Source organism: Brevibacterium linens ATCC 9172 (genome assembly GCF_900169165.1).
In the GTDB taxonomy this organism is placed as follows: domain Bacteria; phylum Actinomycetota; class Actinomycetes; order Actinomycetales; family Brevibacteriaceae; genus Brevibacterium; species Brevibacterium linens.
This window is the reverse complement of sequence record NZ_FXYY01000010.1, coordinates 1-26,048: the sequence shown is the minus strand read 5'-3', so window position 1 is coordinate 26,048 and position 26,048 is coordinate 1. Positions and strand designations below refer to the sequence as shown.

The 26,048-nt window shown below is 62.1% G+C and carries 20 protein-coding genes; 12 read left to right on the top strand and 8 right to left on the bottom strand.

Annotation, left to right across the window (positions count from 1 at the left end):
* Positions 1–17: 17 nt before the first annotated feature.
* The 4 genes from BLIN9172_RS18110 (at position 18) to BLIN9172_RS09430 (ending at position 5,323) form a co-directional block, all read left to right on the top strand.
* A complete protein-coding gene (locus BLIN9172_RS18110) occupies positions 18–2,540 on the top strand; it encodes a protein kinase family protein (protein WP_170286882.1) in 2,523 nt (840 codons plus the stop codon).
* Positions 2,541–2,653: 113 nt separating this feature from the next.
* Complete coding sequence (gene trxB / locus BLIN9172_RS09440) at positions 2,654–3,640, top strand: thioredoxin-disulfide reductase (RefSeq protein ID WP_101554846.1); 987 nt, start codon at positions 2,654–2,656, stop codon at positions 3,638–3,640.
* Between the two features lie 124 nt (positions 3,641–3,764).
* Positions 3,765–4,082, top strand: a complete 318-nt coding sequence (gene trxA, locus BLIN9172_RS09435; protein WP_025779581.1) for a thioredoxin — start codon at positions 3,765–3,767, stop codon at positions 4,080–4,082.
* A 152-nt stretch (positions 4,083–4,234) separates the two neighbouring features.
* Positions 4,235–5,323 carry an N-acetylmuramoyl-L-alanine amidase gene (locus BLIN9172_RS09430; RefSeq protein WP_025779579.1) on the top strand — a complete coding sequence of 363 codons (1,089 nt, stop codon included), beginning with the start codon at positions 4,235–4,237 and terminating at the stop codon, positions 5,321–5,323.
* Positions 5,324–8,440: 3,117 nt separating this feature from the next.
* On the opposite strand, the gene BLIN9172_RS09420 is transcribed toward BLIN9172_RS09430, so the two are convergent.
* Entirely contained in the window at positions 8,441–9,727 is a 1,287-nt protein-coding gene (locus BLIN9172_RS09420) for a ParB/RepB/Spo0J family partition protein (RefSeq protein WP_240812030.1), read from the bottom strand.
* Between the two features lie 52 nt (positions 9,728–9,779).
* Here BLIN9172_RS09420 and BLIN9172_RS18535 point away from each other — a divergent pair, with 52 nt between their 5' ends.
* Positions 9,780–10,454, top strand: a complete 675-nt coding sequence (locus tag BLIN9172_RS18535) for a hypothetical protein (protein ID WP_240812029.1) — start codon at positions 9,780–9,782, stop codon at positions 10,452–10,454.
* Here BLIN9172_RS18535 and BLIN9172_RS09415 read toward each other — a convergent pair.
* From BLIN9172_RS09415 to rpmH, 7 genes are all read right to left on the bottom strand, one after another.
* On the bottom strand, positions 10,371–11,267 hold the full coding sequence (locus tag BLIN9172_RS09415; protein ID WP_025779575.1) for a ParA family protein: 897 nt from the start codon (positions 11,265–11,267) through the stop codon (positions 10,371–10,373). The two genes, BLIN9172_RS18535 and BLIN9172_RS09415, sit on opposite strands and share 84 nt — an antisense overlap.
* Before the next feature lie 67 nt (positions 11,268–11,334).
* On the bottom strand, positions 11,335–12,033 hold the full coding sequence (gene rsmG / locus BLIN9172_RS09410; protein ID WP_101554844.1) for a 16S rRNA (guanine(527)-N(7))-methyltransferase RsmG: 699 nt from the start codon (positions 12,031–12,033) through the stop codon (positions 11,335–11,337).
* Positions 12,026–12,583: a Jag family protein gene (locus BLIN9172_RS09405; RefSeq protein WP_025779572.1), complete on the bottom strand. Its 558-nt coding sequence runs from the start codon at positions 12,581–12,583 to the stop codon at positions 12,026–12,028. Before BLIN9172_RS09405 ends, rsmG begins: the two co-directional genes overlap by 8 nt.
* An 8-nt stretch (positions 12,584–12,591) precedes the next feature.
* A complete protein-coding gene (yidC, locus tag BLIN9172_RS09400) occupies positions 12,592–13,545 on the bottom strand; it encodes a membrane protein insertase YidC (protein ID WP_101554843.1) in 954 nt (317 codons plus the stop codon).
* A 133-nt stretch (positions 13,546–13,678) separates the two neighbouring features.
* Positions 13,679–14,035, bottom strand: a complete 357-nt coding sequence (gene yidD / locus BLIN9172_RS09395) for a membrane protein insertion efficiency factor YidD (protein WP_240812028.1) — start codon at positions 14,033–14,035, stop codon at positions 13,679–13,681.
* Positions 14,019–14,384 carry a ribonuclease P protein component gene (gene rnpA, locus BLIN9172_RS09390; RefSeq protein WP_101554842.1) on the bottom strand — a complete coding sequence of 122 codons (366 nt, stop codon included), beginning with the start codon at positions 14,382–14,384 and terminating at the stop codon, positions 14,019–14,021. The genes yidD and rnpA overlap by 17 nt, the downstream gene beginning before the upstream one ends.
* Before the next feature lie 2 nt (positions 14,385–14,386).
* A complete protein-coding gene (rpmH, locus tag BLIN9172_RS09385) occupies positions 14,387–14,524 on the bottom strand; it encodes a 50S ribosomal protein L34 (protein ID WP_039211706.1) in 138 nt (45 codons plus the stop codon).
* 415 nt (positions 14,525–14,939) lie between these two features.
* On the opposite strand from rpmH, the gene dnaA reads away from it, so the two are divergent.
* The 7 genes from dnaA (at position 14,940) to BLIN9172_RS18530 (ending at position 25,814) form a co-directional block, all read left to right on the top strand.
* The gene (gene dnaA / locus BLIN9172_RS09380; RefSeq protein WP_101554930.1) at positions 14,940–16,643 is read left to right on the top strand and encodes a chromosomal replication initiator protein DnaA; all 1,704 of its coding nucleotides are present in this window, start codon (positions 14,940–14,942) and stop codon (positions 16,641–16,643) included.
* A 557-nt stretch (positions 16,644–17,200) separates the two neighbouring features.
* On the top strand, positions 17,201–18,340 hold the full coding sequence (gene dnaN, locus BLIN9172_RS09375) for a DNA polymerase III subunit beta (RefSeq protein WP_180956961.1): 1,140 nt from the start codon (positions 17,201–17,203) through the stop codon (positions 18,338–18,340).
* On the top strand, positions 18,341–19,477 hold the full coding sequence (gene recF, locus BLIN9172_RS09370) for a DNA replication/repair protein RecF (RefSeq protein ID WP_101554841.1): 1,137 nt from the start codon (positions 18,341–18,343) through the stop codon (positions 19,475–19,477).
* Positions 19,474–19,986 (top strand): DciA family protein, encoded by a 513-nt coding sequence (locus BLIN9172_RS09365; protein ID WP_101554840.1) that lies wholly within the window; start codon positions 19,474–19,476, stop codon positions 19,984–19,986. Before recF ends, BLIN9172_RS09365 begins: the two co-directional genes overlap by 4 nt.
* A gap of 241 nt (positions 19,987–20,227) precedes the next feature.
* Positions 20,228–22,225 (top strand): DNA topoisomerase (ATP-hydrolyzing) subunit B, encoded by a 1,998-nt coding sequence (gene gyrB, locus BLIN9172_RS09360; RefSeq protein WP_101554839.1) that lies wholly within the window; start codon positions 20,228–20,230, stop codon positions 22,223–22,225.
* A gap of 140 nt (positions 22,226–22,365) precedes the next feature.
* Positions 22,366–24,933 carry a DNA gyrase subunit A gene (gyrA, locus tag BLIN9172_RS09355; protein ID WP_101554838.1) on the top strand — a complete coding sequence of 856 codons (2,568 nt, stop codon included), beginning with the start codon at positions 22,366–22,368 and terminating at the stop codon, positions 24,931–24,933.
* A complete protein-coding gene (locus tag BLIN9172_RS18530) occupies positions 24,930–25,814 on the top strand; it encodes a DUF3566 domain-containing protein (RefSeq protein ID WP_240812027.1) in 885 nt (294 codons plus the stop codon). Before gyrA ends, BLIN9172_RS18530 begins: the two co-directional genes overlap by 4 nt.
* Positions 25,815–26,048 lie beyond the last annotated feature (234 nt).

Here is a 26,048-nt window from a genome sequence, read left to right as displayed (position 1 = left end):
GTCAATCCCCACCGGAGGTGGTCGCCCTGATCGATATCGAACCCGGCATGGTGGTGGCCGGCCGTTATGTCGTATCGACCGTCGACCGTCGGTGGCTTCCCGAGAAACCCGAGGTCGGCGCCGTCTGCACAGGTCTCGATGCGATCCTCGACGAGCCCGTGCTCATCCTCGTCGCCGATGCCGATGGCTCCAACGACGTTCTCGAAGCCGCCCGTCGCGTATCGATCCTCGGTGACCCGCGCATCGCACCGACGCTCGACGTCGGTCATTCCAACGGGCTGGACTACATCGTCATCAAACGTATCGCGGTGACGCCGTTCAACCAGATCCTGCCGCGTTCGCCGCTGCCCGTCGATGCCGCGTGCGCGCTCATCGGGGAAGTCGGCACGGCCCTCGTGACCTCGGCCAGGCGAGGCCTGTTCCATATGTTCCTGCGGCCGAGCGTGGTCGGTCTGACCTCGAAGGGTGCGGTGGTCATCGCGGGCATCGGCATCGATGCGGCACTGGCGCTGGACACCGGGCTCGTCGAGCAGAAGGACTACACGCCGACGAAGGCATCACGGCGGGACGCCCTCGCTCTCGTTCAGCTCTTCTATGCGGCTCTGACCGGGTTCTGGCCAGGTGAGGAGCCATTCGACGGCATTCCTCCTGCGGAGAGGGAGAATGCCCGGATCGCCCGGGCGCAGGCGCTCAATCCCGACGTCCCTGACAAACTCGATGATTTCGTCAGCGGAATCATCACGGGTGCGGATCCCGGCCCGGGTTCGGTCGCCGAGGTCCTCGGCTACATCGACTCCTGGGATGCCCAACTGCTGCGCTACGTCAATCGTGCTCCTGCGGCGGAGAACGAGCATCTGTTCGAGCAGTCGCCGCGCAGCTTCGACGAAGCCACCAGCCTGCCCGCACCACGATCGAAGTCCATCGGGCCCGGTCCTGACGGTTCGGCCAGCGCGAGCGAAGATCAGGTGCAGGCCGCGCTCGTGCGTATCGGCATCACCCGACCGGGCACTCGGGGACTGGCTGCCGGTGTGATCGGACACACCACGGGCCGGTATGCCGACCGGATGCAGATGCGCGAAGCCTCGAGTTTCCCCATCGCCAAGGAACAGCTCGACAGCGCCGCCCAGGACTGGGAGGAATGGCAGCCGGAGCAGACGTATTCGCAGTATTCGGAATACGCAGAGCACGAATACGACGAGAACCTCACGACCCCGATCATGAGTCGCGACGACGATTCGGATCCCGATACTCAGGCACTCGAGATCATCCCCGACAACGACGACGAGGGTGATGAGAACGATACGCGCGTGATCATGGACAACGACGAGGACGAGGACGACGGTTCCTGGTTCCTCGGCGGCATGTTCGAAACCAACGAACAGCAGCGCGAGCATCAGCGACGTGAGTATGAACGCGAACGTCGGATCGCGAAGGCCAAGGAGGACGAGGCGCGCAGGCGCCTCGCTGCCTTCGAAGCGAGTTCGGGCACACGAGCGCAGGACGCCGATGCTGCCGCCCCACCGAAGGAGATGCGTCGACTGTCCCCGGATTCCGTGGATGATCGCAGTGCAGCGGACGATCAGCACTCCGTCGGTGAGCCCAGCGCCGAGGCGGCCGGGGCCTCCTCGTCGGTCCGCCCGGCCGAGCGGAAGGCCGGGAAACCCCGCCAGCAGCACAGCGATTCCACCGATGCAGCACAGGCTGCGTCTGCGAAGAACCGGAACAAGGCCGCCGGGGCAGTCGGTGCTGCGGCAGCAGCAGGCGTTGCCGGTGCAGGCAGCGGTGCAGCGAAGTCGTCGAGTTCAGCGGGCGCGAGCTCCGCAGCCGCTGCTGCTTCGACGGCAGGAGGTGCCGGCGCCGGTGGTTCCGGCGGCAGTCCTGCTTCTGGCGGTGCAAGCGGCGGTTCGGGAGGAACAGATCCCGACGAGCGTGATCCCGCGGCCACTCGGAAGCCTTTCCTGTGGTTGGTTCTCGGCCTCGCGGTCGTCGCCGCAATCGTGCTCGGCATCGTCATCATCGGGTACAACTCCGGAGACGAGGAGCCCACCCCGGTCTCCGAAACTTCGGCTCCGAGCGAGCAGCCGACGAAGAAGGAAGAGAAGACGACTCCGGAGGCCGATCCGCCGAAGATCGAATCTGTCGAATCCCTCGACCCCGAGGGCGATGGATCGGAACACGACAGCGAAACCGACAACGTCATTCCCAAGACCGAGGGGTCGTGGAACACGGACCGGTACAACTCTGCGAACTTCGGCAATCTCAAGTCGGGTCTCGGCCTGCTCTTCGAGTTCGAGGACACGACCACCATCAGCAAGATGAAGGTGGCATCGGCGAACTCCGGAGGCAAGTTCGAGATCCGCGACGGGGACGACCCGGAGAACGCAGAAGTCATCGGCGAAGGCGTCTTCGATGCCGATGGGGCTGTCACCGTCGAGTTCGATGATGAGGTCGAGACCGACAAGCTCATCCTCTGGATCACAGAACTGCCGCAGACGGACGGCGGCTTCAGGGCCACCATCAGTTCCGTGAGATTCTTCTGAGCCGACCGGTGCGGAATAGTCCTCGGCACCGTACCGTTATAGATACGAACGTCGTTGCGTGCGCCACTCCGCGGCGCGCCGAGCACAGCAGATAGAAGCAGGGAACTTTTCACATGACTGATACTCAACTGGTGATCATCGGATCGGGGCCGGCCGGTTATACCGCAGCCGTCTATGCGGCCCGCGCGAACCTCTCGCCGGTCGTCATCGCGGGATCGGTGACCGCAGGCGGCGAGCTGATGAACACCACCGATGTCGAGAACTTCCCCGGATTCCCCGCCGGTGTACAGGGGCCCGAACTCATGGAGAGCATGCGAGAGCAGGCCGAGAAGTTCGGCGCCGAGGTGATCTACGACGACGTCGAGACCCTCAAGCTCAATCCGGGCGCTCATGAGATCGAGACCGCTCTGGGCTCGCGCTACACGGCGAAGGCCGTCATCCTTGCCACGGGTTCGGCGTACCGCGAGCTCGGCCTGCCCAACGAGAAGAAGCTGTCCGGTCACGGAGTCAGCTGGTGCGCCACCTGTGACGGATTCTTCTTCCGCGATCAGCATATCGCTGTCATCGGCGGTGGCGACTCCGCGCTCGAGGAGGCGACCTTCCTCACCCGCTTCGCGTCCAAGGTCACTCTGGTGCACCGCCGGCAGGAGTTGCGTGCTTCGCAGGCCATGCAGGATCGTGCGAACGCCGATGAGAAGCTCGAGTTCCTGCTCGACTCCGAAGTCGCCGAAGTCCATGGTGAGGACTCACTCACCGGGCTGACCATCCGGAACACCGTCACAGGGCAGACCTCCGAGCTGCCCGTGACCGGCATGTTCGTGGCCATCGGCTCCGACCCGCGCACCAGTCTGTTCGCCGATCAGCTCGAGATGCGCGCCGACGGATACCTCAGCGTCGATGGGCGCACCTCGAAGACGTCGGTCGAAGGTGTCTTCGCGGCCGGCGATGTCATCGATTCCGTCTACCGGCAGGCGATCACTGCGGCCGGCTCGGGGTGCTCGGCGGCGCTCGACGCCGAACACTACCTCGGTGATCTCGAAGCGGCGTCCAAGCCTGCTGTGGCCGAAGCTGCACCAGCGGAAACAGTCGTCGCATCCTGATCTCGGATCGACCGCTCGTATCGATGCTCTCCCGGGCATGACCGCACCGTGCAGATTCACCGGGGAATGAAAGACCCAGTTCCACTGTTCCGCTAGAGACATTCGTTGTGAAGGAAGGTAACTCATGTCGACAGAAGTCACTGACGCAACGTTCGAAGAGAACGTACTGAAGTCCGACAAGCCCGTGCTCGTCGATTTCTGGGCTCCCTGGTGCGGCCCCTGCCGTATGGTCAGCCCCATCGTTGACCAGATCGCTGAAGAACACGCAGACAAGCTCAACGTCGTCAAGGTCAACACCGACGAGAACCTCGAGACCGCCAGCACGTATGGAATCACGTCGATTCCGGCCCTGTACGTCTTCAAGGACGGCGAGGTCGCCAAGACTATCATCGGCGCACGTCCGAAACCGGCCCTCGAGGATGAGCTCTCCGACTTCATCTGATCGAGTTCTAAGGCGCCTGTTGTACTATCAACAGGCGCCTTAGGCATTTCCGGGCGCCGCCCGACACCGACCCTCGAACCGCATCACCGAAGATTGGCACCGCATTGACGAACACGAACTTACCGCGCTACACGCGCGGCGACATTTCCGAGATGCTGCCGAATATCAAAGCTCAGATGGCCCGGCTCGGCCTCCATGTCGGAGATGCCGAAACCGCGGATTTCGATCGAGCCTTTGAGCTCGGGGTCAGACAGTTCCAACAGGATCGTGGGATCCTCTGCGACGGTGTATTGGGCCCTGAGACGTTTTCAGAGCTCGAACAGGCTCGATATCAGCTCGGCGACCGTGTGCTCCGATTCGACCCTGTCAGGGTGCTGACGGGCGATGACGTCGTCAACCTCCAGACCAAGCTCGCGGGATTGGGCTTCTATCCGGGTCGCATCGACGCACAGTACGCAGCTCTCACCGAAACGGCCGTCAAAGAACTCCAGATGAGCCTGGGCACGAAAGTCGATGGGGTCACCGGTCCGCAGACCCTGCGCGGACTGAATGCGATCGACCGCAATCAGGACACCGGCAATCTCTTTGCGCTCCAAGAGCGAGCGCGCGTAGCCGCTTCGGGTACATCGCTCGTCGGACGCACCTTTGTCATCGAAGCCGCCACTACAGTTGTAGATTTCCAGAACCTGCCGATGACCGATGAGCAGTCTGCTCTCGAACGTCAGATCACTCTTGATATAGCAAGCCGGCTTGTTGGTCGACTTGAGGCGGTCGGTGCCGGAGCACTTCTACTCGAAGGCGATGCGGTCGAGGTCAACCGGGCAGATACGCTCGACGCTTCGGCGGTGATCACCGTGACCGCGGATGTCAGCAAGTCCAAGGACGCCAACGGGATCGCTACTTTCTTCTTCGGGCACGAACGCCAGTCAGATCTGAACTCACCGACCGGACAGAAGCTCGCCGAGCTCATCCAAGGCGAGGTGGTCGCGCGAACAGGAATGCTGGACTGCCGGACCCATGCACGCACCTGGTCATCGCTCAAACGACTGAGGACTCCGAAGGTCCATGTCGTCAGCGGTTACCTCACTAATCACGACGACCTTGAGAGCCTGCAAGATCCACATGTCCGCGATGCCATTGCGGATGGAATCGCAGCTGCCCTCCAGCGACTTTACATCCGCGAGGACAAGGATCCGCAGACGGGAACACTCAGCCTCGATGCCATCAAAGCTCTCAACTGAATTGCACAACCACGACTGACTCATCTGCGCCGTGCTCCCTCAGAGGAGCACGGCGCATTGAAGTTTCTGGGATGATCGGTGTCCTATCGGACAACCCGGGGTGATCGCTGCCCAATCGAACAGCCTGGGGTGATCGGTGCCCAATTGGACAACACCTTACGGCCATCATCAATCGGTCCCGAACAGCCATCATTTTTGACCGACTGCAGAGAGTTCAGCTTCATCCTCGCTCACATAAGCCGACAACTCAGCGACAGGACGGTCGACCGGATGCAATTGGCCCTGGCGACAGAACGCAACGCAATTGATCCTGGCATCAAAGAGATCGGTGGACCAATCACGAACAGGACACGCAAAGACGAGTCGGCGGCGCAACCCACCTCGAAGCGACTAGTGCTCTGTAACGATGGCTATTGGTTTCACGTGAAACGCCGGCGCCCTGTCCCTGAGTCCCCACCGACAACTGTCTCTGAGTCCCGACCGAGAAGTTGCCTCCCCATCCACTATCCCGCCCGTTCCATTGTGTTTCACGTGAAACGACTCCAACAGGCAGCAGACTCCAGTTCTCCGATCGGACGGAATCGTATCTGAGTGTGAATTGCATACCGATAAGTAAGCTTCGCCATGTGCAAGTACCGTCCGCCTCACGGGCGGAAGCGCTAGCGCCGAAGTACACCCGAAGCAGTCGCCGTAGCTACCAGCCTCATCCTCGCCGCAGCTCCCAGCGTTGCGAGCCGACGGCAGCGTACACCTTTCCTACCAATGCAGAGAGCCCGTTTCGGTTTCACGTGAAACAATAACCGCGGCGATCGGCGAAGTGTATGGGCGTTGCAACCTTGGATAGCACAGCTCATGCAGGGTTGACTGTCCAATGTGGCCCGCGGGCCAACACGAGACGTCGCGCTGCCCGGGAACCAACCGCACAATACATCGCCCAAGACGAAGTGCGTCCACGATTCTCTTGCGGTCGATGACTGGCATCAGGCCCCACTACGTGTTCGCAAACAAGTCATACACACTCCGTAGATCCAAGACGGGATTGCGCACTACGGGCGCCACGTCGGTCCAGGACCGTCTGACCGCATCGAGGGGCACAACAATGACTGTTTCACATGAAACGCAATAATAGACGGAACTCAGGGTCGCTGAGCCAGAAATGATGAGACGCAGTAGTAGCCGCGATCCTGGAAACACAGTAGCCCAAGCGCCTTTCAACATACAGCCGGCTATACTCGCGTACACCAACTTCACCCTACGGCCGGATACATCCTGGTCGGAGCGGCGACGAGAAGGACTGACACCTCCGTGCCTGACCAGCCGGAGTTTCACGTGAAACGGTTCCGATGCGAACCATGTATAGAGTCCCATCAGACAGGTCTTCAGAGGAATTCATACTCAGTTATCAACGTTCCCGACGACCGCCACTAATACGCAATCCCTCTGAGCAGCACCATTAGTACTGGCGCATTCGGCAATGTGGATCGGAATGCCGAACGCAGGAGGGGCAGTACAAATGGCCAGAACTATGAACCAGCAACTCGGTACCAGTACTACATAGAGAACCCAATGCCGGAGGAAGCAATCTCAACGCGCAAAAGCCAAGATCCCCGAATACCCCAAGTGACTAACCAGCCTTACCAACTGGACATACAACCATTGACCCGCAGGAACCCAGACCTTTCATCAACAAGTCGGTAGTTCACCGAACTGCTTTTCCCTGCTGGGCTGCAGGACTGCAAATGGCCTGCACAAATAGGCCGTTTCACGTGGAACAATGGGGCACATCCGATGATCTGAACGCGGAGATCACCGTGACGAATAGGGCCAGATGCGAGAACGCCCCCACCATTGACACTCGATCGGGCGATCCGGTCATCCGGACTCCGAATAGGTCAATATGAAAGTGCCAAGCGATGGCACAATCATTTTGTCTCAGCGGCTCCAATCGGTCACAGAGCTCGAAGTGTCCTACTTCAAGCGCTACGGACATCCAGACATGCGGAACTCACAGTGGACAGATGCCGATCAGTTGCACTCCGAAGTGTTTCACGTGAAACAATTCGGCCCACAGCGAGTCTTGGGGTCGCGGATCTCAGACACCTGGCGCGTCTATGCCATAGTCTCTCTGCTTCCGACGCTCGCGCCATGCACCGAAAATGTCTCTGGCCCGCCCTTGCCATGCCTCGGATACCAACCAAACGATGCAAACAAGGTGACTACGGAGTCCATTGACAGCACGATGAGAAGGATCGTCACCAGAATTTCTGCGGGTCTCCAGGGGAAGCTTTGCAAGATCGCTGATCGAGCAGTAGGCGCGTAGCTGAATTCGTATCTCTCGCCGGAATCTCTACCAGCTGCTGGACACAGTCGGAGTGATCGCTGTCCGGACCCACCAAACCGCCGTTTCACGTGAAACGGCGGCATGTATCGAAGGCATCGCAGAAGGTGCTAGCGGTCTTGTGACGGTCTCAGGCGACTCGTCTATCGGAAGAGAACCCAGATGCCCCTAAGCTCAGTTTCACGTGAAACGCCAGAACTCACTTCCATCAGACCGTCGAATCGACTCTTCGCCCAACTCTCGAACTGGCCACCGATCGAACCACTGGTGTCTATATCGTGTCGCACAGTCTCGACCTCCGCTCCTCGGAGCACTTCGCACGTAGCCGTAAGAACACTCGAAACGTCACGGACGACATCGCTCACACACACGATCAACGTCCCCACCGCCGCAATCTCGAGTCTGCCGGACATGACAATCGCCGCAAGAGACAAATGACAGATCAGCAGCGAAGACCCGCTGCACGCGAATAACTCGAGCGGGGAGATTCTCCGGCGGCACTCTTGGATCACCCGGGCACTGACAACTTCCACCTGGCAAGTCCGCCCGATACGAATGGCGACTCAGCGTTTCACGTGAAACTCCTGGCGGCCCATAGCAGACCAGGACGGATTCCATCTCTCCGGTACAGCCGCCGACCGCGCGATCCCACTACCGGGGGATTCGACCGACATCACAACGCCACACGGACAATTCACCGAATGACGTCACACCAGACGACAGTAGAATGGCCCCCGCGAGCATACCCGCGGGGGCCATCTCTTCTCGTAGTGCTATGTTCAGATCGCATCCTCATTTGAGATTCCCAGGAGACTGAGAATGCGATCGAGATCCTCGTGGTTCGCGAACTCTACGCTCAGTTTGCCCTTGCGTTTGCCGACGGAAATGTTCACCTTGGTGTCGAGTCGATCGCCCAGGCGTTCAGCGACAGCAAGAAATTCCGGCGCCACCTTCGTGGTTGCACGTGAAACATTGATCGAATCTCCGCGATTGAGCAGTACGACTGCCTCCTCCGAAGCCCTGACTGACAGGCCCTCGGCAACGATGCGCTGCGCCAGCACCTCCATATGTTCCGGATCCCGTAGTCCCAGAATGGCCCGAGCATGGCCGGCGGAAATGACCCCGGCCGCTACGCGACGCTGCACCAAAGGAGGCAAGCGGAGGAGACGCAAGGTGTTGGAGATCTGAGGACGCGAACGGCCGATGCGCTCCGAGAGTTCCTCCTGTGTACACCCGAAATCCTCGAGCAGCTGTCCGTAAGCCGCAGCCTCTTCAAGCGGGTTGAGCTCCGCACGGTGCAGGTTCTCCAGAAGTGCGTCACGGAGGAGATCCGTATCCTCGACGTACCGGATGATTGCCGGAATCGTCGACAGGCCCGCATCCTTCGTCGCTCGAAGACGACGCTCGCCCATAATGAGCTCGAACCGCGAACGGTCGCTGGGCTTCTGCCTGACGACGACAGGCTGAAGGACACCGATCTCACGAATGCTGTGGACGAGTTCGGCCAACAGATCTTCGTCGAAGACAGTACGCGGCTGCCGTGGGTTCGCATCGATGAGATCAACATCGATCTCACCGAACTCGGTATCCGGAATGGACTCAACGCCGTCATACTCGTCGGCATCGCCGCCATCAGCGACTTCCGCCGTGTGGGACTCACCGGACTTTTCAGTCGTGCCGGAGGAACTCGACTGCTCATTCGATTCCGCAGGCGCTGAGGACGAGGAATCCGTTGCCCCCGAAGTCACGGGCTCGCGCTCGTCTTGAGCGGCGGTTGGCTCAGCGGCTGGGTCACCATTCACTACATCAGTAGTCTCTACATCGTTGTCACCGCCCGTGTCTGCTGACGGTGTTTTCTCATCAACCCCGGCGTCGTCGCTGCTGCGACCAGAAGACGTGTACACGCCGGGATGAGTCTCCCGGACATCATCCTCGGGCGACGGAGCCGCCGCGGCCGCCGTTGCGGATTCAGTCTCCTGCGCATCAGTACGCTCGGCTGGGACGAAGTCAGCCGATACGTTGTTGTCTGCGTCAGTCGAATCGGACTGTGCAGCAGTCCTCGACACTGTTGTTCCGGCATCGCTGTCGCCCCTTGTCGAGTCGGAAACCGAAGCAGGGGTGGAAGTCTTCCGTGTACTCGATTTCGCGACTGCAGGAGCCTTCTCTGCGTTCTCAGCTGGTGCCGCGGCAGCGGATGAGCCTGACTTCGTCTTCGGTGTGGTCGTTTTGCCAGCAGAAGTTGCTTTGGAGCCACTGCCCCCGCTGGCCTTCGCGGCACCCGTCTTGGCCGTCGATGTCTTCGACGTGCTCGACTTGGAGGTCGTCGACTTCGTGCCTCTGGTCTTCGAGGCGGTGGACTTCGACCCTGCAGAGGTGGACGCAGACGTCCTGGCAGACGACGATTTCGACGCTGATGTCGAACCGGTCGACGTCGTGTCAGCCGTCTTCGTATCGGCCGATGTGGACTGGGAAGCATTGGACGATGCGGTGTTGGAGGTCGAAGTCTTGGCCGGCCCGGACTTCGGCTTGCGCCGCCGAGATGACTGCATCGACGCAGCGGGGTCGGTCCGCGCAGAGCGTGGCGTCTTCGTCTCGGCCTGGCCGTCTTCCGTGCTCCCACCGGAGAAGAAGACATCGACCGGACGGTCGTTGGAGTTCGCGTCGGGGATCAATGCTCCGAGCCCGCGTCCGAGGCCCCTCTTCTTGCGTTCAGCCACGACTTACTCCTCGATTCGCAATTTCTTCAGCGGCTTCCCGATACGACAGGGCACCGCTGGAATGTGGGTCGTATGAGATCACGGTCTGTCCATAGCTCGGTGCCTCGGAGATCCTCACCGATCTCGGAATAGCAGTGCCGAGCACCTGCTCCGGGAAGTGGGTGCGCACATCCTCGGCGACCTGAGCGCTGAGGTTCGTGCGGCCGTCATACATCGTCAGCAGAATCGTGGAGATCGCGAGCTCAGGATTGAGATGCTTCTGGATGAGCTGGATGTTCTTCAGCAGCTGGCTCAGCCCTTCGAGCGCATAGTATTCGCACTGGATCGGAATGAGCACCTCGCGAGCTGCCACGAAGGCATTCACTGTCAGCAGACCGAGGCTGGGCGGGCAGTCGATGATGATGTAGTCGACGCGGTCTCCGGCTGCTTCCTCCTCCTTGAGGTAGATGCCCAGGGCACGCTGCAGTCGCTGTTCACGCGCGACGAGGGACACGAGTTCGATCTCCGCGCCGGCGAGGTCGATGGTCGCCGGCACACACTTGAGAGTGTCGAAGTCCGGGCACTGTGCCACAGCCTCACGCATCGGAACATCGTCGATGAGGACGTCATAGATGCTCGTGACCTCGGAATAGTGGTCGATGCCCAGTGCGGTGCTCGCATTGCCCTGGGGATCGATGTCGATGAGCAGGACGTTGAGCCCCTGATTGGCCAGGGCCGCCGCGATGTTCACCGCCGTCGTGGTCTTTCCGACGCCGCCCTTCTGGTTCGCGATCGTGAAGATGCGGGTCGAGTCCGGCCGTGGAAAGGTTGTCTGCGACAGTCGATCCGCTCGCCGGTTGTCCCGTGCAATCGCGGCACCAATGGGAGACGACTCATCCATGATCGGCATAGGGCGCACTCCATCATCCATCGGTTTCACAAGGCTCTCATCCAGCCTAGACCAACTCTACTTCGTACTATTTCTTGACGATCTCGACGACACGACTCGGAACCTCGAGGATGCCGCCGCCATCGACGATATGGATCTCGGGCTGAGACAGTCGATACCGTGTGATCAGCTTCTTCGCCTTGGCAAGCTCCCCTTCGACCGAAGCTCCCTTGAGGGCGAGGATCCGTCCTCCGGGGCTGATGACCTCGCGAGTCCATTCGATGAGGGTCGTCATCGCCTTGACCGCACGTGCGGTCACGACCGTGAACATCTCCTCGTCGACGAGCTCCTCGACCCGTGCACGAACGATGCGCACATTCTTCAGTCCCAGATCATCGACGACCAGGTTCAGCCATTCGACGCGACGCTCCATCGGCTCGATGAGGACGATCTTCGCCTCCGGGCGCAGCAGTGCGATCGGAATTCCCGGCAGGCCGGCTCCGCTGCCGACATCGCCGACGACATCGTTCTCACCGATGTACTCCGCGACCACGGCGCAGTTGAGGATGTGCCGGGTCCACAGGCGATCGACCTCACGCGGACCGATGAGTCCCCACTCGATTCCGGTCGTGGCCAAATGCTCGGCATACCGCTGCGCGGCAGGATACGCCGCACCGAAGTACTCTTCGGTGCCGGTCGGAGGCGACTCGATCTCCACAGTCGCCGTTTCGGTCGAGAGCTCTGTTTCGTTCGAGAGCTCCGGGTCGTTCTCGGGCTGATCAGTCATCGGCGAGCCGGATGACGACATGACGACCGTCGCCCTCACCCTCGGACTCCGAGACCAAGCCGGCACGGGCCGCCTGGTCATGGATAATCTTGCGCTCGAAGCTGTTCATCGGCTTGAACGCGAACTCTTCGCCGCCGTCCTTGACGTCGTCGATGGCACGCTTGGCCTTCTTGATCAGCTCTTCGCGACGGCTGTTGCGGAACCCGTCGATATCGAGCATCAGCCACGACCGCTGACCGGTCTGCGTCTGCACGGCCAAACGGCTGAGTTCCTGCAGCGCGCCGAGTGTGCGGCCCTCTCGGCCGACGAGGGTACGCAGGTTCGAGTCCTCGTCGTCCTCGCAGACGATGGACAGCTGGGCACGGCCGTCAGCGACATCGATGTCGATATCGCCGTCGATGTCGGCCAGATCCATCAGCTCTTCGAGGTAGTCCGCGGCGATCTCGCCCTCTTCTTCGAGGAGTTCGGCACGGCTCGGCTTCGTCGAGGTCTCCTCCGGAGTCTCTTCCGGTGTCTGTTCGGAGGTCTCGTCGATCTTCTCTTCGGTCATGTCTGTCCTCAGCGCTTCTTGTTCTTCTTACGGTTCTTGCTCACGGGCTGCTGCCGCTGGCCGCTCTTCTTCGGGGCCTCCTCGGTGACGGTCGATCCCTTGAGCTCATCCTGCTTCACAGTCTTGCCCTTGCGAGCCTTGCGCTCAAGCATCTCTTTCTCGGCCTTCGAGCCGGGAGCGGGCATATTGCGGATGACCATGTGCTGCTGAGCCATCGTCCACGTGTTCGAGACCAGCCAGTAGATGAGGACACCGAGCGGGAAGTAGATGCCGCCGATGCCGAAGACGATAGGCATCACGTAAAGCAGCATCTTCTGCGACTGCATCATCGGGTTGGCCATCGCCGACTCCGACATGTTCTTCGCCATCATCTGCTTCTGCGTGATGAACATGGTGGCGGCCATGACGACGATGAGCACACCGGTCAGCAGCTTGACTGAAAAGCCTGGGTCGGTGAAGACGGCCGAAAGGCTGATGCCGAAGATCGAAGAGCTCTCGGCCTGAATCGCCAGCTGCTGAGTGAAGCCACCGATCGCGCCGACAGAGCCCTCGGCGACCTTCGGCATGTTGTGGATGACGCGGAAGAGCGAGAAGAAGATCGGCATCTGCACGAGCAGCGGCAGGCACGATGCCCAGGGGCTGGTCTTGTTGTCGCGGAACAGTGCCATCTGCTCTTCGGCCATGGCCTGGCGAGAGTACTGGTCCTTCTTGCCTTTGTACTTCGCCTGCAGACGCTGGATCTCCGGTTGCAGCAGCTGCATCTTGCGCTGCGACTTGATCTGGTAGACGAAGAGAGGGATGAGGAGAGCGCGGATGACGACGGTCAGGCCGGCGATCGAGAGCACCCAGGTCCACCCGCTGTCGGCAGGCAGGCCGATCGCGGTGAAGATCTCGTGGAAGATCGCGAGGATCCAAGCAACTACCCACTGCAGCGGGTAGAGCAGCTTGTCCATCCAGTCCATTCAGTTCTCCTCGTTACAACGATGCTGGCGCGTCGTTCATTTTGCCATTGTTCACAGGTCTGCGCGACACGACGTGTGCCCCGAGGCAGTCCGCTTGTTCGCGCTCGCGTGCGGACTGCGAGTTCAATATGTTCTAACTGTGTGCCTGACCGCGGTGGATGGTCTTCGACCTGGCCTCCCGCGCTGATCCCGGCACATGGTCGACGCCGCTGTGCGACCACGGGTTGCAGCGCAGTACGCGCCACCCAGTTAACACCACTCCCTTGAGAACTCCGTGTATCTCGAACGCCTCGAGACCGTACATGGAGCAGCTGGGATAGTAGCGGCACACTTGGCCGTAGAGAGGTGAGATCACGATCCGATAGGCGCGGATGAACCAGACGAACGGCATCCTCGGACCGACCAGGGCGATCCAGCCGAGTGTGGGCCAGAAGCCGGCCGGCCGACGGGGCACCTCGGAGACATGTTTCAGATCATGTTCGGCGTCCACGACGTTCCAGCTTCTTCTCTGCCTTGATCAGCAGCTCGTCGACTTCGGCGGACAGAACGGCGAAGTCGGCCTGTCCCGCATGCGGCAGCGCCCGGATGACGAACAGATCTCCTGCTCTCAGCTCACCGAGACGCGCACGCATGATCTCGCGCAGGCGACGCTTGGTGCGGTTGCGCACCACGGCGTTTCCGACGGCCTTGGATACGATGAAACCCACGCGCGCAGCGTGGGTATCATCGGTGTCTCTCAGGCTGTGCGCCATGAGATGCTCTGTGCGCACCCGGACCCCGGCTCTGAAGATTCGTCTGAAGTCTTCGCCGCTGCGGATCCGATGTGCCGCGTCAAGCATGCTCAGGCCGAAATGTCGGAACGTCCCTTGCGACGACGTGCAGCCAGGATCGAGCGGCCCGCGCGGGTGCGCATACGCAGACGGAAGCCGTGCTTCTTGGCGCGCTTACGGTTATTGGGCTGGAATGTACGCTTGCTCACTTCAGTCTCCGATTTCTAGGTTGCGGGTGAACGCCGGTGCGTTCTCACAAAAAACGGCGGTGCGAGTCTCGACCGCCGAGCACTCCTGTGCATAAGAGCCAAAAGATAATCAGGATAATCGGATGAAGCCCGGTACACAGGACACTCCATCTTAGCGAGGCGCAATCCGAGCGGTCAAACAGGATCCGCATGTTTCACGTCACGCTCGCCCGAAATTCACCGACGTTCGCGTTCCCGTCACCGAGGCTCGTCCACAAGTCACACCCATGTAGTTTTCCACAAGCTTATCCACGAGTGTGGAGATTCACTGGGCTGAGTCGGCAAGAGTCCACATTCTGTGGAAAACTATGTGGAAGTCATGCACAGGTGTGGATCACGCCAGAACGAATTTTTTGAAAGCTGAGGAAATGTGACGGTGTCGAATTCCAAAAATGAGCTCATCAGCCGTTGGCGCACGGTGGTCTCAAACCTGGAACAGGACCCGGACCTCTCGTCGCACCAGAAGGGATTCCTCTCCCTCGCCGTGCCGAAGGCCCTCGTCGACAATGCCCTCATCCTTCTCGCCGTGCGCGAAGAGCACACCCGCCGCACCATTGAAACCCGGCTGCTCGGCCCCCTGACCAGGGAGTTCTCCAAGGTTCTCGGGTTCGACGTGACCTTCGGCTTCGTCGTCGATCCGGAACTCGACGTGCCGATCCGCTTCGAAGACCTCATCGGGGAGCCGACCCCGGGAACCCAGGTTCCCGTCGATCCGGTCACCTCCACCTCGACGACGGGCACACCGGAACCCGCCCCCGCCGAGGCGGCCGAACCGGTGCGACCGACCCCCGCCGATCAGTCGACTCCTCAAATCCCCCAGCCGAACCAGGGCCAACCAGGTCAGGGCCGACCCGCCGCGCAGACCCCGAGTACTCAGATGCCGCAGGCGGAGACGTCGGCACCTCCGGCGAGGCAGATGCCCGCCCAGCAGCTGCCTCAGGACCCGGCCGAGTCGGGCATGACCGACCGTGAGATGAAGATCGCCGAGGCGACCGCCGCCCCGATGGGTCCGCCCGTCGATGCTCCCGGCGTCGCCCAGCTCAACCCGAAGTACACCTTCGACACCTTCGTCATCGGCGCGTCCAACAGGTTCGCCCACGCCGCGGCATTCGCCGTGGCCGAGGCTCCGGCCAAGGCGTACAACCCCCTGTTCATCTATGGGGACTCGGGACTGGGCAAGACTCACCTGCTCCATGCGATCGGCTACTACGCGACTCAGCTGTTCCCCGAGATCCGGGTGAAATACGTCTCCAGCGAAGAGTTCGTCAACGACTTCATCAACACGATCGGCTCGTCGAAGACGTCGAACGCCCTGCGGCCTGCCTTCCAGCGCCGTTACCGTGAGGTCGACATCCTCATGATCGACGACATCCAGTTCCTGCAGGGCAAGGATGCGACCGTCGAAGAGTTCTTCCATACCTTCAATGCTCTGCACAATGAGGCCAAACAGGTCGTCATCACCTCCGATCAGCCGCCGAAGATGCTCAAGGGCTTCGAGGAGCGGCTGCGTTCCCGATTCGAATGGGGTCTGCTTACGGACGTGCAGCCGCCGGATATGGAGACCCGGTTCGCCATTCTGCGCCGCAAGGCCGCGGCCGAACACCTCGACGTCCCCGATGACGTCCTCGAATACATCGCCTCCCGGGTGTCCTCGAATATCCGCGAACTCGAAGGCGCCCTCATCCGGGTGACGGCCTTCGCCAACCTCAACGATCAGCAGATCGACGTATCCTTGGCCGAGACCGTCCTCAAGGACTTCATCACCCCGGATGACACCCCCGCTGTCTCGGCCGCGGACATCATGGGCCAGACCGCTGCCTACTTCAGCCTCACCCTCGACGACCTGTGCGGGACCTCCCGGTCCCGGACGCTGACCACGGCCAGACAGATCGCCATGTATCTGTGCCGTGAGCTCACCGACCTGTCCCTGCCGAAGATCGGACAGGCCTTCGGTGGACGCGATCACACGACCGTGATGCACGCGAACAAGAAGATTCGAACTCAGATGGCCGAACGACGGGCCGTCTACACGCAGGTCACCGAACTCACAAACCGCATTAAACAACAGCACCGCCTATAGAAGACGTCATACACATCTGTGGATAACCCTGGGGACAATTGCTCACAGCTGGGGACAGACCGGTGGACAGAACTGCTGCACGGGTGGAAAGATGTGAACTACATGCTTGTGTTTACCCAAGCGCCCACCGGCGCCTCGGTCGCGGTGCACATGGCATCCACAAGTCCATAGTCGGTCAGAACCCTTGATTACTCTGGGGTAAGCGGCACTTGTCCACAGTCTCCACAGGTGCTGATACTTCTACCAAGTGAATTCAACTCTCAAGAGGGCGACCGCCACCGACTGCTGCGGTGGATGAGCTTCGAGCTCGGGACCTCGAGCTCACGTCGGTTGCAGAGTCGCCGAATATTCGAACACAGGATCTCGAGCGATTCTCGAATGCGAGATTCATCCGGCTGGCACCCCCTGGCAGCCCTTTTCGGCCGGCACTCCTGAGGTGGGCACAAATCGGATAGGCTGTGTAAAGTTTTCCGAGCAGTATCGAGCCTGTGACTCGCAACCCGGAATCTTGTGCCAGATGCCCAGTGCAGGTCGGGTGGCCACCCCGAAGGAGTAAAGTGAACGCGGAAGCATCCCCCTTGAAGTTCAAAGTCAATCGCGACGTTCTCGCTGACGCTGTTGCCTGGGCGACCAAGACTCTGCCCAACCGCCCTTCCGCTCCGGTGCTCACCGGCATCCTCATCACTGCCGAAACAGGCGGCACAGTGCGCCTGGCCGTCTTCGACTACGAAGTCTCCTCCCGCGTGGAGATCGTCGCCGATGTCGCCTCCGCGGGAACTGTGCTGGTCTCCGGTCGTCTGCTCGCCGACATCTCCAAGGCGCTGCCCAACCAGGAGGTCACGCTCGAGCAGATCGATGCGAAGGTCGACGTCACCTGCGGCTCGTCCCGCTTCTCGCTGATGACGATGCCCGTGGCTGAGTACCCGGCACTGCCGCAGATCCCCGACGACTCCGGCACCGTTTCGGCCGGAGAGTTCCAGAACGCCGTCTCACAGGTCACCATCGCGACCTCGAAGGACGACACCCTGCCGATCCTCACCAGCGTGCGCGTCGAGATCGAGGGTGAGAAGGTCACTATGCTCGCCACCGACCGCTACCGTCTGGCCGTTCGCGAATTCACCTGGACCCCGGGACGACCCGATGTCTCGGCCGTGGCACTGCTGCGTGGGCGCACACTCTCCGATGTCTCGAAGTCCCTCGGCGGTGATGTCACGATCGGTCTGAGCACCGATGCCGGCAAGGACCTCATCTCCTTCACCTCGGCCGGTCGAGTCACCACGTCGCTGCTCATCGAGGGCGAATACCCGAAGGTCCGGTCGCTGTTCCCGGATTCGGTTCCGATCCACGCCATCGTCGAGACAGCCGTGCTGCGTGAAGCCGTCCGCCGCGTCTCGCTCGTGGCCGAACGCAACACCCCGCTGCGCTTCGAGGTCACCGACGGCATGCTCACCCTGCACGCCGGCACCGGCGACGACGCTCAGGCCTCCGAAGCCCTCGAAGCCACCCTGCAGGGCGACGAGATCACCGTCGGATTCAACCCGCACTACATCGCCGAGGGCCTCGCCGCCGTCGAGAGCCCGTATGTGAACTTCTCATTCACCCAGCCGATGAAACCGGTCATCATCTCCGGGCAGAAGGAACTCGACGGCCCCGCCGACGAGTCCTATCGCTATCTGCTCATGCCCACGCGCATCTGAATGTGGATATCCCGACTCTCCCTGCGTGACTATCGGTCGTATCCCGAGCTCGACCTCGAGTTCTCACCCGGAGTCACCACATTCGTGGCCGACAACGGGACCGGGAAGACCAATATCGTCGAGGCGATCGGGTACCTGGCTCATCAGCGCTCGCACCGGGTCGCCTTCGACGCTCCGCTCGTCCACGAGGACAGACCGGCTGCGACCGTGTCCGCACTGGTCAACCGGGATCAGCGGCACGCCACCGTCGAGGTGACCATCCAGGCCAAAGGCGCCAACCGGGCCAGGGTCAACCGCAATGCGGTCAAGCTCAAAGACATCCTCGGCCTCGTCTCCTGCGTCGTCTTCGCTCCCGAGGACCTCAGCCTGGTGCGCGGGGAACCGGCCGAACGCCGGTCGTGGATCGACACCCTCGTCGTCGCGCGCAATCCGCGCTTCGCCTCGATCATCACGGACTTCGAACGAGCACTCAAACAGCGCAATGCTCTGCTCAAACGACTCCGTGAGGATCGCGATCCCGGCCTCGAGGCGACTCTCGACATCTGGAACATGGCCTATGCGGACTCCGCGGCCGAGCTCGTCTTCGGCAGGCAGCGGATCCTCGCCGACATCGTCGAGCCGCTGCAGACGAACTTCGCCTATATCGCCGCCGACGCCCGACTCGAGCGGCAAGGTGCCCATATCGCCTATGACTCGCGCATCGACTACTCGCAGGCCGAATCCGCCGCCGACTGCAGGGAACTGCTTCTTGCGGCCCTCGACCGCCGCCGGACGACGGAGATCGAGCGCGGACTGACCCTGCACGGACCCGGTCGCGACGATCTGTCGCTGATGATCGGAGACCATCCGGCGAAGGGGTACGCCTCTCATGGTGAGACCTGGTCTCTGGCGCTGGCCATGCAGCTGGCCGGCTGGGATCTGCTCTCCGCGGATGCCGGAAGCGCCGCCGAACAGCCGATCCTCGTCCTCGACGACGTCTTCGCCGAACTGGACACCGGTCGGCGACAGCGTCTGGCCTCACGAGTGGCCTCGGCCGAACAGGTATTCATCACCGCAGCCGTCGACTCCGATCTGCCCGATGGACTCGAGGGAATCCGGATCGACCAGTCCCGACTCCTGCAGAGCAGCGCATCATGAGCGGCATCGCCCGGGACTACTCCACTCCCGTCGCCTCCCTCGAAGCCCTCGACCGAGTACGGCGGATGGAAGTCACCGAAGCGAAGTTCGTCCGCAGCCGTCGACGCTCCCGCCTGCGCGGCGAAGTCGTCTACTCCGGATCGGGCAGAGACGGCCGTGACCCGAAGACGGTGTCATCCGTGCTCGGCTCGCTCATCACCGCCCGCGGCTGGTCGTCGTCTCTCGACATCGGCAAGGTGCTCGGCCGGTGGCCCGACCTCGTCGGACCCCAAGTGGCCCAGCACGCGACTCCCATCGACTTCTCTCCTCCGCTGCTCGTCATCGCCGCGGACTCGACGACCTGGGCGACCCAGCTGCGGGTGCTCAGACCCACGATCCTGCGCAGACTGGAAGAGGGACTGGGCTCGGCGACGATCACCGAGATCGAGATCAAGGGGCCACAGGGCCGCAGCTTCAAACGCGGCCGACGATCGGTGGCCGGCCGCGGACCCAGGGACACATTCGGATGAAGCGGACAGCCGCCTCGGCGAGATTCCGGGAAGCGGCTCTGCATTTCTGAGGAGAACCCTCTGCATTTCTGAGAAGAACACAGAAGGCCTTAAACGGCCATAGGCGCTCCCCGACCTGTCCGGGGGTACATCTGCGGCACGAAAATTCGGGAAATACGCCTTCACAGGCCGCTTACGGGCATTTCAGCGTCGGGCGCGGTAGAATGGGGAGCTGATAGCGACCATCCGAACAAGGAGTCATATGACGACCGAGGATCAGCCTCATTATGATGCCGGCGACATCACTGTACTCGAGGGTCTCGAGGCAGTCCGGAAACGACCCGGCATGTACATCGGTTCGACCTCGGAACGCGGTCTCCACCACCTCGTCCAGGAGATCGTCGACAACTCCGTCGATGAGGCGATGGCCGGCTATTGCGATCATATCGAGGTCACCATCCTCGCCGACGGCGGCGTCCGCGTCTCCGATGACGGACGTGGAATGCCCGTGGCCATGCACCCCACCGAGGGCAAGCCGACCGTCGAGGTGATCCTCACGATCCTCCACGCCGGCGGCAAGTTCGGCGGCGGCGGATACGCCGTGGCCGGCGGTCTCCACGGTGTGGGTTCGACCGTCGTCAACGCACTGTCCGAACGACTCGCTGTCGAGGTCAGACGTGACGGGTACACGTGGACGATGGACTTCGTCCGCGGTGTGCCCACAGGCGAACTGCAGCGCGGCGAAGCCACCGACGAGACGGGCACGACCGTGACCTTCTGGCCCGACGGGTCGATCTTCGAGACCACGGACTTCTCCTACGAATACCTGCGTGCGCGCTTCCAGCAGATGGCCTTCCTCAACAAGGGCCTGAAGATCAGCCTCACCGATGAGCGCCACAACGAGGTCGATGACGACGAGGTCCAGATCGACGAGGACGAGGCGACCGAGTGGAAGCCGCGCACCGCCACCTACGAATACGAGCACGGTCTGCTCGACTACGTCGAGTACCTCAACTCGACGAAGAAGGCCGATCTCGTCCACCCCGACGTCATCGTCTTCGAAGCCGAAGAGGGCGAACAGACTCTTGCCCTCGAGATCGCGATGCAGTGGACGACGTCGTACAACGAATCCGTCCACACCTACGCCAACGTCATCAACACCCACGAGGGCGGCACTCACGAAGAGGGCTTCCGCACCGCACTGACCTCGCTGGTCAACGCGTATGCGAAGGAACAGAAGCTGCTGCGCGACAAGGATCCCAACCTCACCGGCGACGACATCCGCGAGGGTCTCACCGCCGTCATCTCCGTCAAGCTCGGCGATCCGCAGTTCGAAGGTCAGACGAAGACGAAACTCGGCAACTCCGAGGTCAAGGGCTTCGTCCAGCGCGTGGTCCGCGACGAACTCGGTCACTGGTTCGAGTCGAACCCGGCCCAGGCCAAGGACGTCGTGCGCAAGGCCCTGCAGGCCTCCCAAGCGCGGATGGCCGCCCGCAAGGCCCGCGAAGCCACCCGGCGCAAGGGGCTGCTCGAGTCCTCGGGCATGCCCGGCAAGCTCAAGGACTGCCAGTCGAAGGACCCGACGATCTCTGAGGTCTTCATCGTCGAGGGCGACTCGGCCGGCGGCTCGGCGACTCAGGGCCGCAACCCGAACACTCAGGCGATCCTGCCGCTGCGCGGGAAGATCCTCAACGTCGAGAAGGCACGACTCGACCGGGCACTGGGCAACAACGAAGTCCAGGCGATGATCACCGCCTTCGGCACCGGCATCGGCGAGGAATTCGATCTCGAGAAGCTGCGCTACCACAAGATCGTCCTCATGGCCGATGCCGACGTCGACGGTCAGCACATCACGACCCTGCTGCTGACGCTGATCTTCCGCTACATGAAGCCGCTCATCGAGCACGGCTACGTCTACCTCGCCACCCCGCCGCTCTACCGCCTCAAATGGTCGAACGCTCCACACCAGTTCGCGTACACGGACAAGGAACGTGACGGACTGCTCGAGACCGGGCGGGCCGCAGGCAAGCGACTGCCCAAGGACCTCGCGATCCAGCGCTACAAGGGTCTGGGCGAGATGAACTACGAGGAGCTGTGGGAGACGACGATGGATCCCGACCACCGACTGCTCAAGCAGGTGTCCCTCGACGATGCGATCGTCGCCGACGAGATCTTCACCGTCCTCATGGGCGATGACGTGGATTCGCGTCGTCGCTTCATCCAGGAGAACGCGAAGGACGTCCGCTTCCTCGACATCTGAGCATCCACCCTCACCGGGCAGCCGCCTCGGTGAGGGTGGGAGACCGGATGCACCGCACCCATTCTTTGCACGCACCAATCGCCGCCGCACACGGTTGAGATCCAACCGGACACGGTTCGAACACAAGGGAAGAGCCCACATTGGCCGACGAGAACGATATCGGAACAGACATCAACCGGATCGAACAGGTTGATCTCAACCTCGAAATGCAGAGGTCCTACCTCGACTACGCGATGAGCGTGATCGTCGGACGTGCCCTGCCGGACGTCCGCGACGGACTCAAACCCGTCCACCGTCGCGTCCTCTACGCGATGTTCGACGGCGGCTACCGTCCCGACCGGAACTTCTCCAAGTGCTCCCGCGTCGTCGGCGACGTCATGGGCCAGTACCACCCGCACGGCGACACGGCGATCTACGACGCCATGGTCCGCCTCGTGCAGCAGTGGACGATGCGCTACCCTCTCGTTTCCGGTCAGGGCAACTTCGGGTCCCCGGGCGACGACGGTGCGGCCGCCCCCCGTTATACCGAGTGCAAGATGGCGCCCCTGGCCATGGAGATGGTCCGGGACATCGAAGAAGGCACCGTCGACTTCCAGGACAACTATGACGGGCGCAACCAAGAACCCATGGTTCTGCCCTCCAGGTTCCCGAACCTCCTGGTCAACGGCTCGGCGGGAATTGCCGTGGGCATGGCCACGAACATACCTCCGCACAACCTCCGCGAGGTCGCCGCCGGCGCGCAGTGGCTGCTGTCCCACCCGGAGGCGAGCAAGGAAGAGGCGCTCGAGGCCCTTCTCGGCCTCATCAAGGGACCGGACTTCCCGATGGGCGCGACGGTCCTCGGCCGCAAGGGCATCGAGGACACCTACCGCACCGGCCGCGGATCGATCACCCAGCGCGCCGTCGTCGAGGTCGAAGAGATCCAGGGCCGCACCTGCCTCGTCGTCACCCAGCTGCCGTACATGGTCAACCCGGACACTCTGGCCGCGAAGATCGCCTCCTATGTCAAGGACGGCAAGGTCGCCGGCATCGCGGATCTGCGCGATGAGTCCTCGGGACGCACCGGTCAGCGCCTGGTCATCGTGCTCAAGCGCGATGCCGTGGCCAAGGTCGTGCTCAACAACCTGTACAAGCACACCTCGCTGCAGGAGAACTTCTCCGCGAACATGCTGGCCCTCGTCGACAGCGTGCCGCGCACGCTGAGCATCGACTCGTTCCTGCGCCTGTGGGTCAAGCACCAGATCGAAGTCATCGTCCGCCGCACTCAGTTCCGTCTGCGCAAGGCCGAGGAACGCGCCCATATCCTGCGCGGCTACCTCAAGGCCCTCGACGCCCTCGACGAGGTCATCGCCCTGATCCGCCGCTCCCCGTCCTCGGACGAGGCACGGACCGGTCTGATGGAGCTGCTCGAGGTCGACGAGATCCAGGCGAATGCGATCCTCGATCTGCAGCTGCGCCGTCTGGCCGCCCTGGAACGTCTGAAGATCCAGGAAGAGGCCGAGAAGATCGAGGCGCAGATCGCCGAATACAAGCACATCCTCGAAACCCCGTCTCGCCAACGTGAGATCGTGTCCGAGGAACTCGACGAGATCGTCGAACGCTACGGTGATGACCGCCGCACGAAGATCCTCGCCGGCTTCGACGGAGACGTCTCCATGGAGGACCTCATCCCCGAGGAGGAGGTCGTCGTCACGATCACTCGCGGCGGCTACGCGAAGCGGACCCAGACGCACCTCTACCGTGCCCAGCACCGAGGCGGCAAGGGCATCAAGGGTGCCGCGCTGCGCGGCGACGACGTCGTCGAACAGTTCTTCGTCACCTCCACCCACAACTGGCTGCTGTTCTTCACGAACACCGGACGCGTGTACCGGGCGAAGGCCTATGAGCTGCCCGAGGGCTCACGCGATGCCAAGGGCCAGCATGTGGCGAACCTGCTCGCCCTCCAGCCGGGCGAGTCGATCGCACAGGTGCTGTCGATCCGTGACTACGAGGTGGCCGACTTCCTCATCCTCGCCACCCGTTCCGGTGTGGTGAAGAAGACCCGTCTGAGTGAGTACGACTCGAACCGCACCGGCGGTGTCATCGCCATCAACCTGCGCGAATACAAGGGTCAGCCCGATGAACTGGTCTCGGCCCGCATCGTCGGCGCCGATGACCACCTGCTGCTGATCTCGCGCAAGGGCATGTCGATCCGCTTCGCCGCCGACGACGAGTCGATCCGTCCCCTGGGCCGGGTCACCGGGGGCGTGACCGGTATGAAGTTCAAGGACGACGACGAGCTGCTGACGATGGACGTCGTCCAGCCCGACACCTATGTCTTCGTCGTCACCGAGGCCGGATACGCCAAGCGCACCCCCGTCGACGAATACCGTCTGCAGGGCCGCGGCGGCCTGGGAATCCGGGTTGCGAAGATCACCGAACAGCGCGGAGACTTGGTAGGCGGACTCATCGTCGAAGACGGTGAGGAGGTCCTCGTGGTCATGGAGCGCGGTAAGATCGTTCGATCGAGCATCGATGAAGTTCCGGCGAAGGGACGCAACACCATGGGTGTGGTGTTCGCGAAACCGGACAAGAAAGATCGTATTATCGCAGTGACCCGTGGGCCCGAAGCCGAGGTCGACGACGAGATCGAAAGCGAAGACGATGCCGAAGTCCCGGAAGGTGAGGTCGCAGAGCCTCAGGCCGGCAACGAGGATGTGGAAGAGTGAGCGATAGCAAACAGCCAGGCTCAGGGAAGATCATACGCACGTCGAGCGGCTCGACCCGTCTGACGGCCGACTCGTCGAAGTCGGACGAGAAGTCGGCCGGAGCGAGTTCGAACTCCGGGTCGGGCTCGAACTCCGGGTCGGGAACCGGCTCGAAACAGGGATCCGATTCCGGTCGCGGTTCCTCGGGGCCCGACAGCCAGAACGCCACCGTCGTCGCACCTCCCGCACCGAAGGCTTCGCCGAAGCCCAACCGCGCGCCCTCGGCCGGGTCGACGCCGTCGGCACACACCGGCTCTCAGGGTTCGGGTGCTCAGACCGGGTCGCAGGGATCCGGCGCAACGACTGCCGGTTCCCAGGGATCGGGTTCCCAGGGATCGGGTTCCCAGGGATCGGGCGGCGGCAACCGCAGCGCCACCTCGGTGATGGGAAATGCCGCGAACACCGTCCGCGCCAGCTCCGGCAGCGTGAAGATGGGCGTGAAGAACATGGTCGACAGCGGGAAAGGCAGCAAGAAGAAGGGCCCCCGCACGGTTCGCCTCACCGTCTCCGCGGTCGACCCCTGGTCGGTCATGAAGATGTCGTTCCTCATGTCCGTGGCGATCGGCATCGCCACAATCGTCGCCTTCATCGTCCTCTGGGTCGTGCTGCAGGCGACCGGTGTGATGAGCGGCCTCGAATCGACGATGAGCGAGCTCGCCGGCGCGGAGTCGGCCGAGCGGATCATCGGGATCTTCGGCTTCGGCCGAGTCGTCGCGGCCGGCTTCATCATCGCGGTCATCAACATCGTGCTGATGACGGCGCTGTCGACTCTGGCGGCGTTCATCTACAACATCGGCTCCCTCATTGCCGGCGGATTCAGCCTCACCCTCACCGACGACTGACCCCTCCCTTATTGCTACCTGACGGCGGCCCAGCAACCTCGCGCGAGGTTGCTGGGCCGCCGTCAGGTAGCAATTGGCGGGTGTGAGAGGGGTCACGGTTCGCCGATCGAGGTGCCTCACTGAGGAGTGAGCGCGTGATCCGTGTTGGTGCCTCAGCATTTTTGAGCGTGAGGCTTACGGTTCACTAATTCGTTTGGAGTCGATTCATCGACGGTTTCAATGATGCCATGTCCA

Excerpts from the sequence above, each read along its gene's own strand:
- yidC (WP_101554843.1), bottom strand. The coding sequence starts at position 13,545 with ATGGACTGGATGGACAAGCTGCTCTACCCGCTGCAGTGGGTAGTTGCT.
- recF (WP_101554841.1), top strand. The coding sequence starts at position 18,341 with ATGTGGATATCCCGACTCTCCCTGCGTGACTATCGGTCGTATCCCGAG.
- trxA (WP_025779581.1), top strand. The coding sequence starts at position 3,765 with ATGTCGACAGAAGTCACTGACGCAACGTTCGAAGAGAACGTACTGAAG.
- rsmG (WP_101554844.1), bottom strand. The coding sequence starts at position 12,033 with ATGACTGATCAGCCCGAGAACGACCCGGAGCTCTCGAACGAAACAGAG.
- BLIN9172_RS09365 (WP_101554840.1), top strand. The coding sequence starts at position 19,474 with ATGAGCGGCATCGCCCGGGACTACTCCACTCCCGTCGCCTCCCTCGAA.
- gyrB (WP_101554839.1), top strand. The coding sequence starts at position 20,228 with ATGACGACCGAGGATCAGCCTCATTATGATGCCGGCGACATCACTGTA.
- BLIN9172_RS09405 (WP_025779572.1), bottom strand. The coding sequence starts at position 12,583 with ATGACCGAAGAGAAGATCGACGAGACCTCCGAACAGACACCGGAAGAG.
- trxB (WP_101554846.1), top strand. The coding sequence starts at position 2,654 with ATGACTGATACTCAACTGGTGATCATCGGATCGGGGCCGGCCGGTTAT.
- BLIN9172_RS09415 (WP_025779575.1), bottom strand. The coding sequence starts at position 11,267 with ATGCCGATCATGGATGAGTCGTCTCCCATTGGTGCCGCGATTGCACGG.
- BLIN9172_RS09430 (WP_025779579.1), top strand. The coding sequence starts at position 4,235 with ATGCTGCCGAATATCAAAGCTCAGATGGCCCGGCTCGGCCTCCATGTC.
- rnpA (WP_101554842.1), bottom strand. The coding sequence starts at position 14,384 with ATGCTTGACGCGGCACATCGGATCCGCAGCGGCGAAGACTTCAGACGA.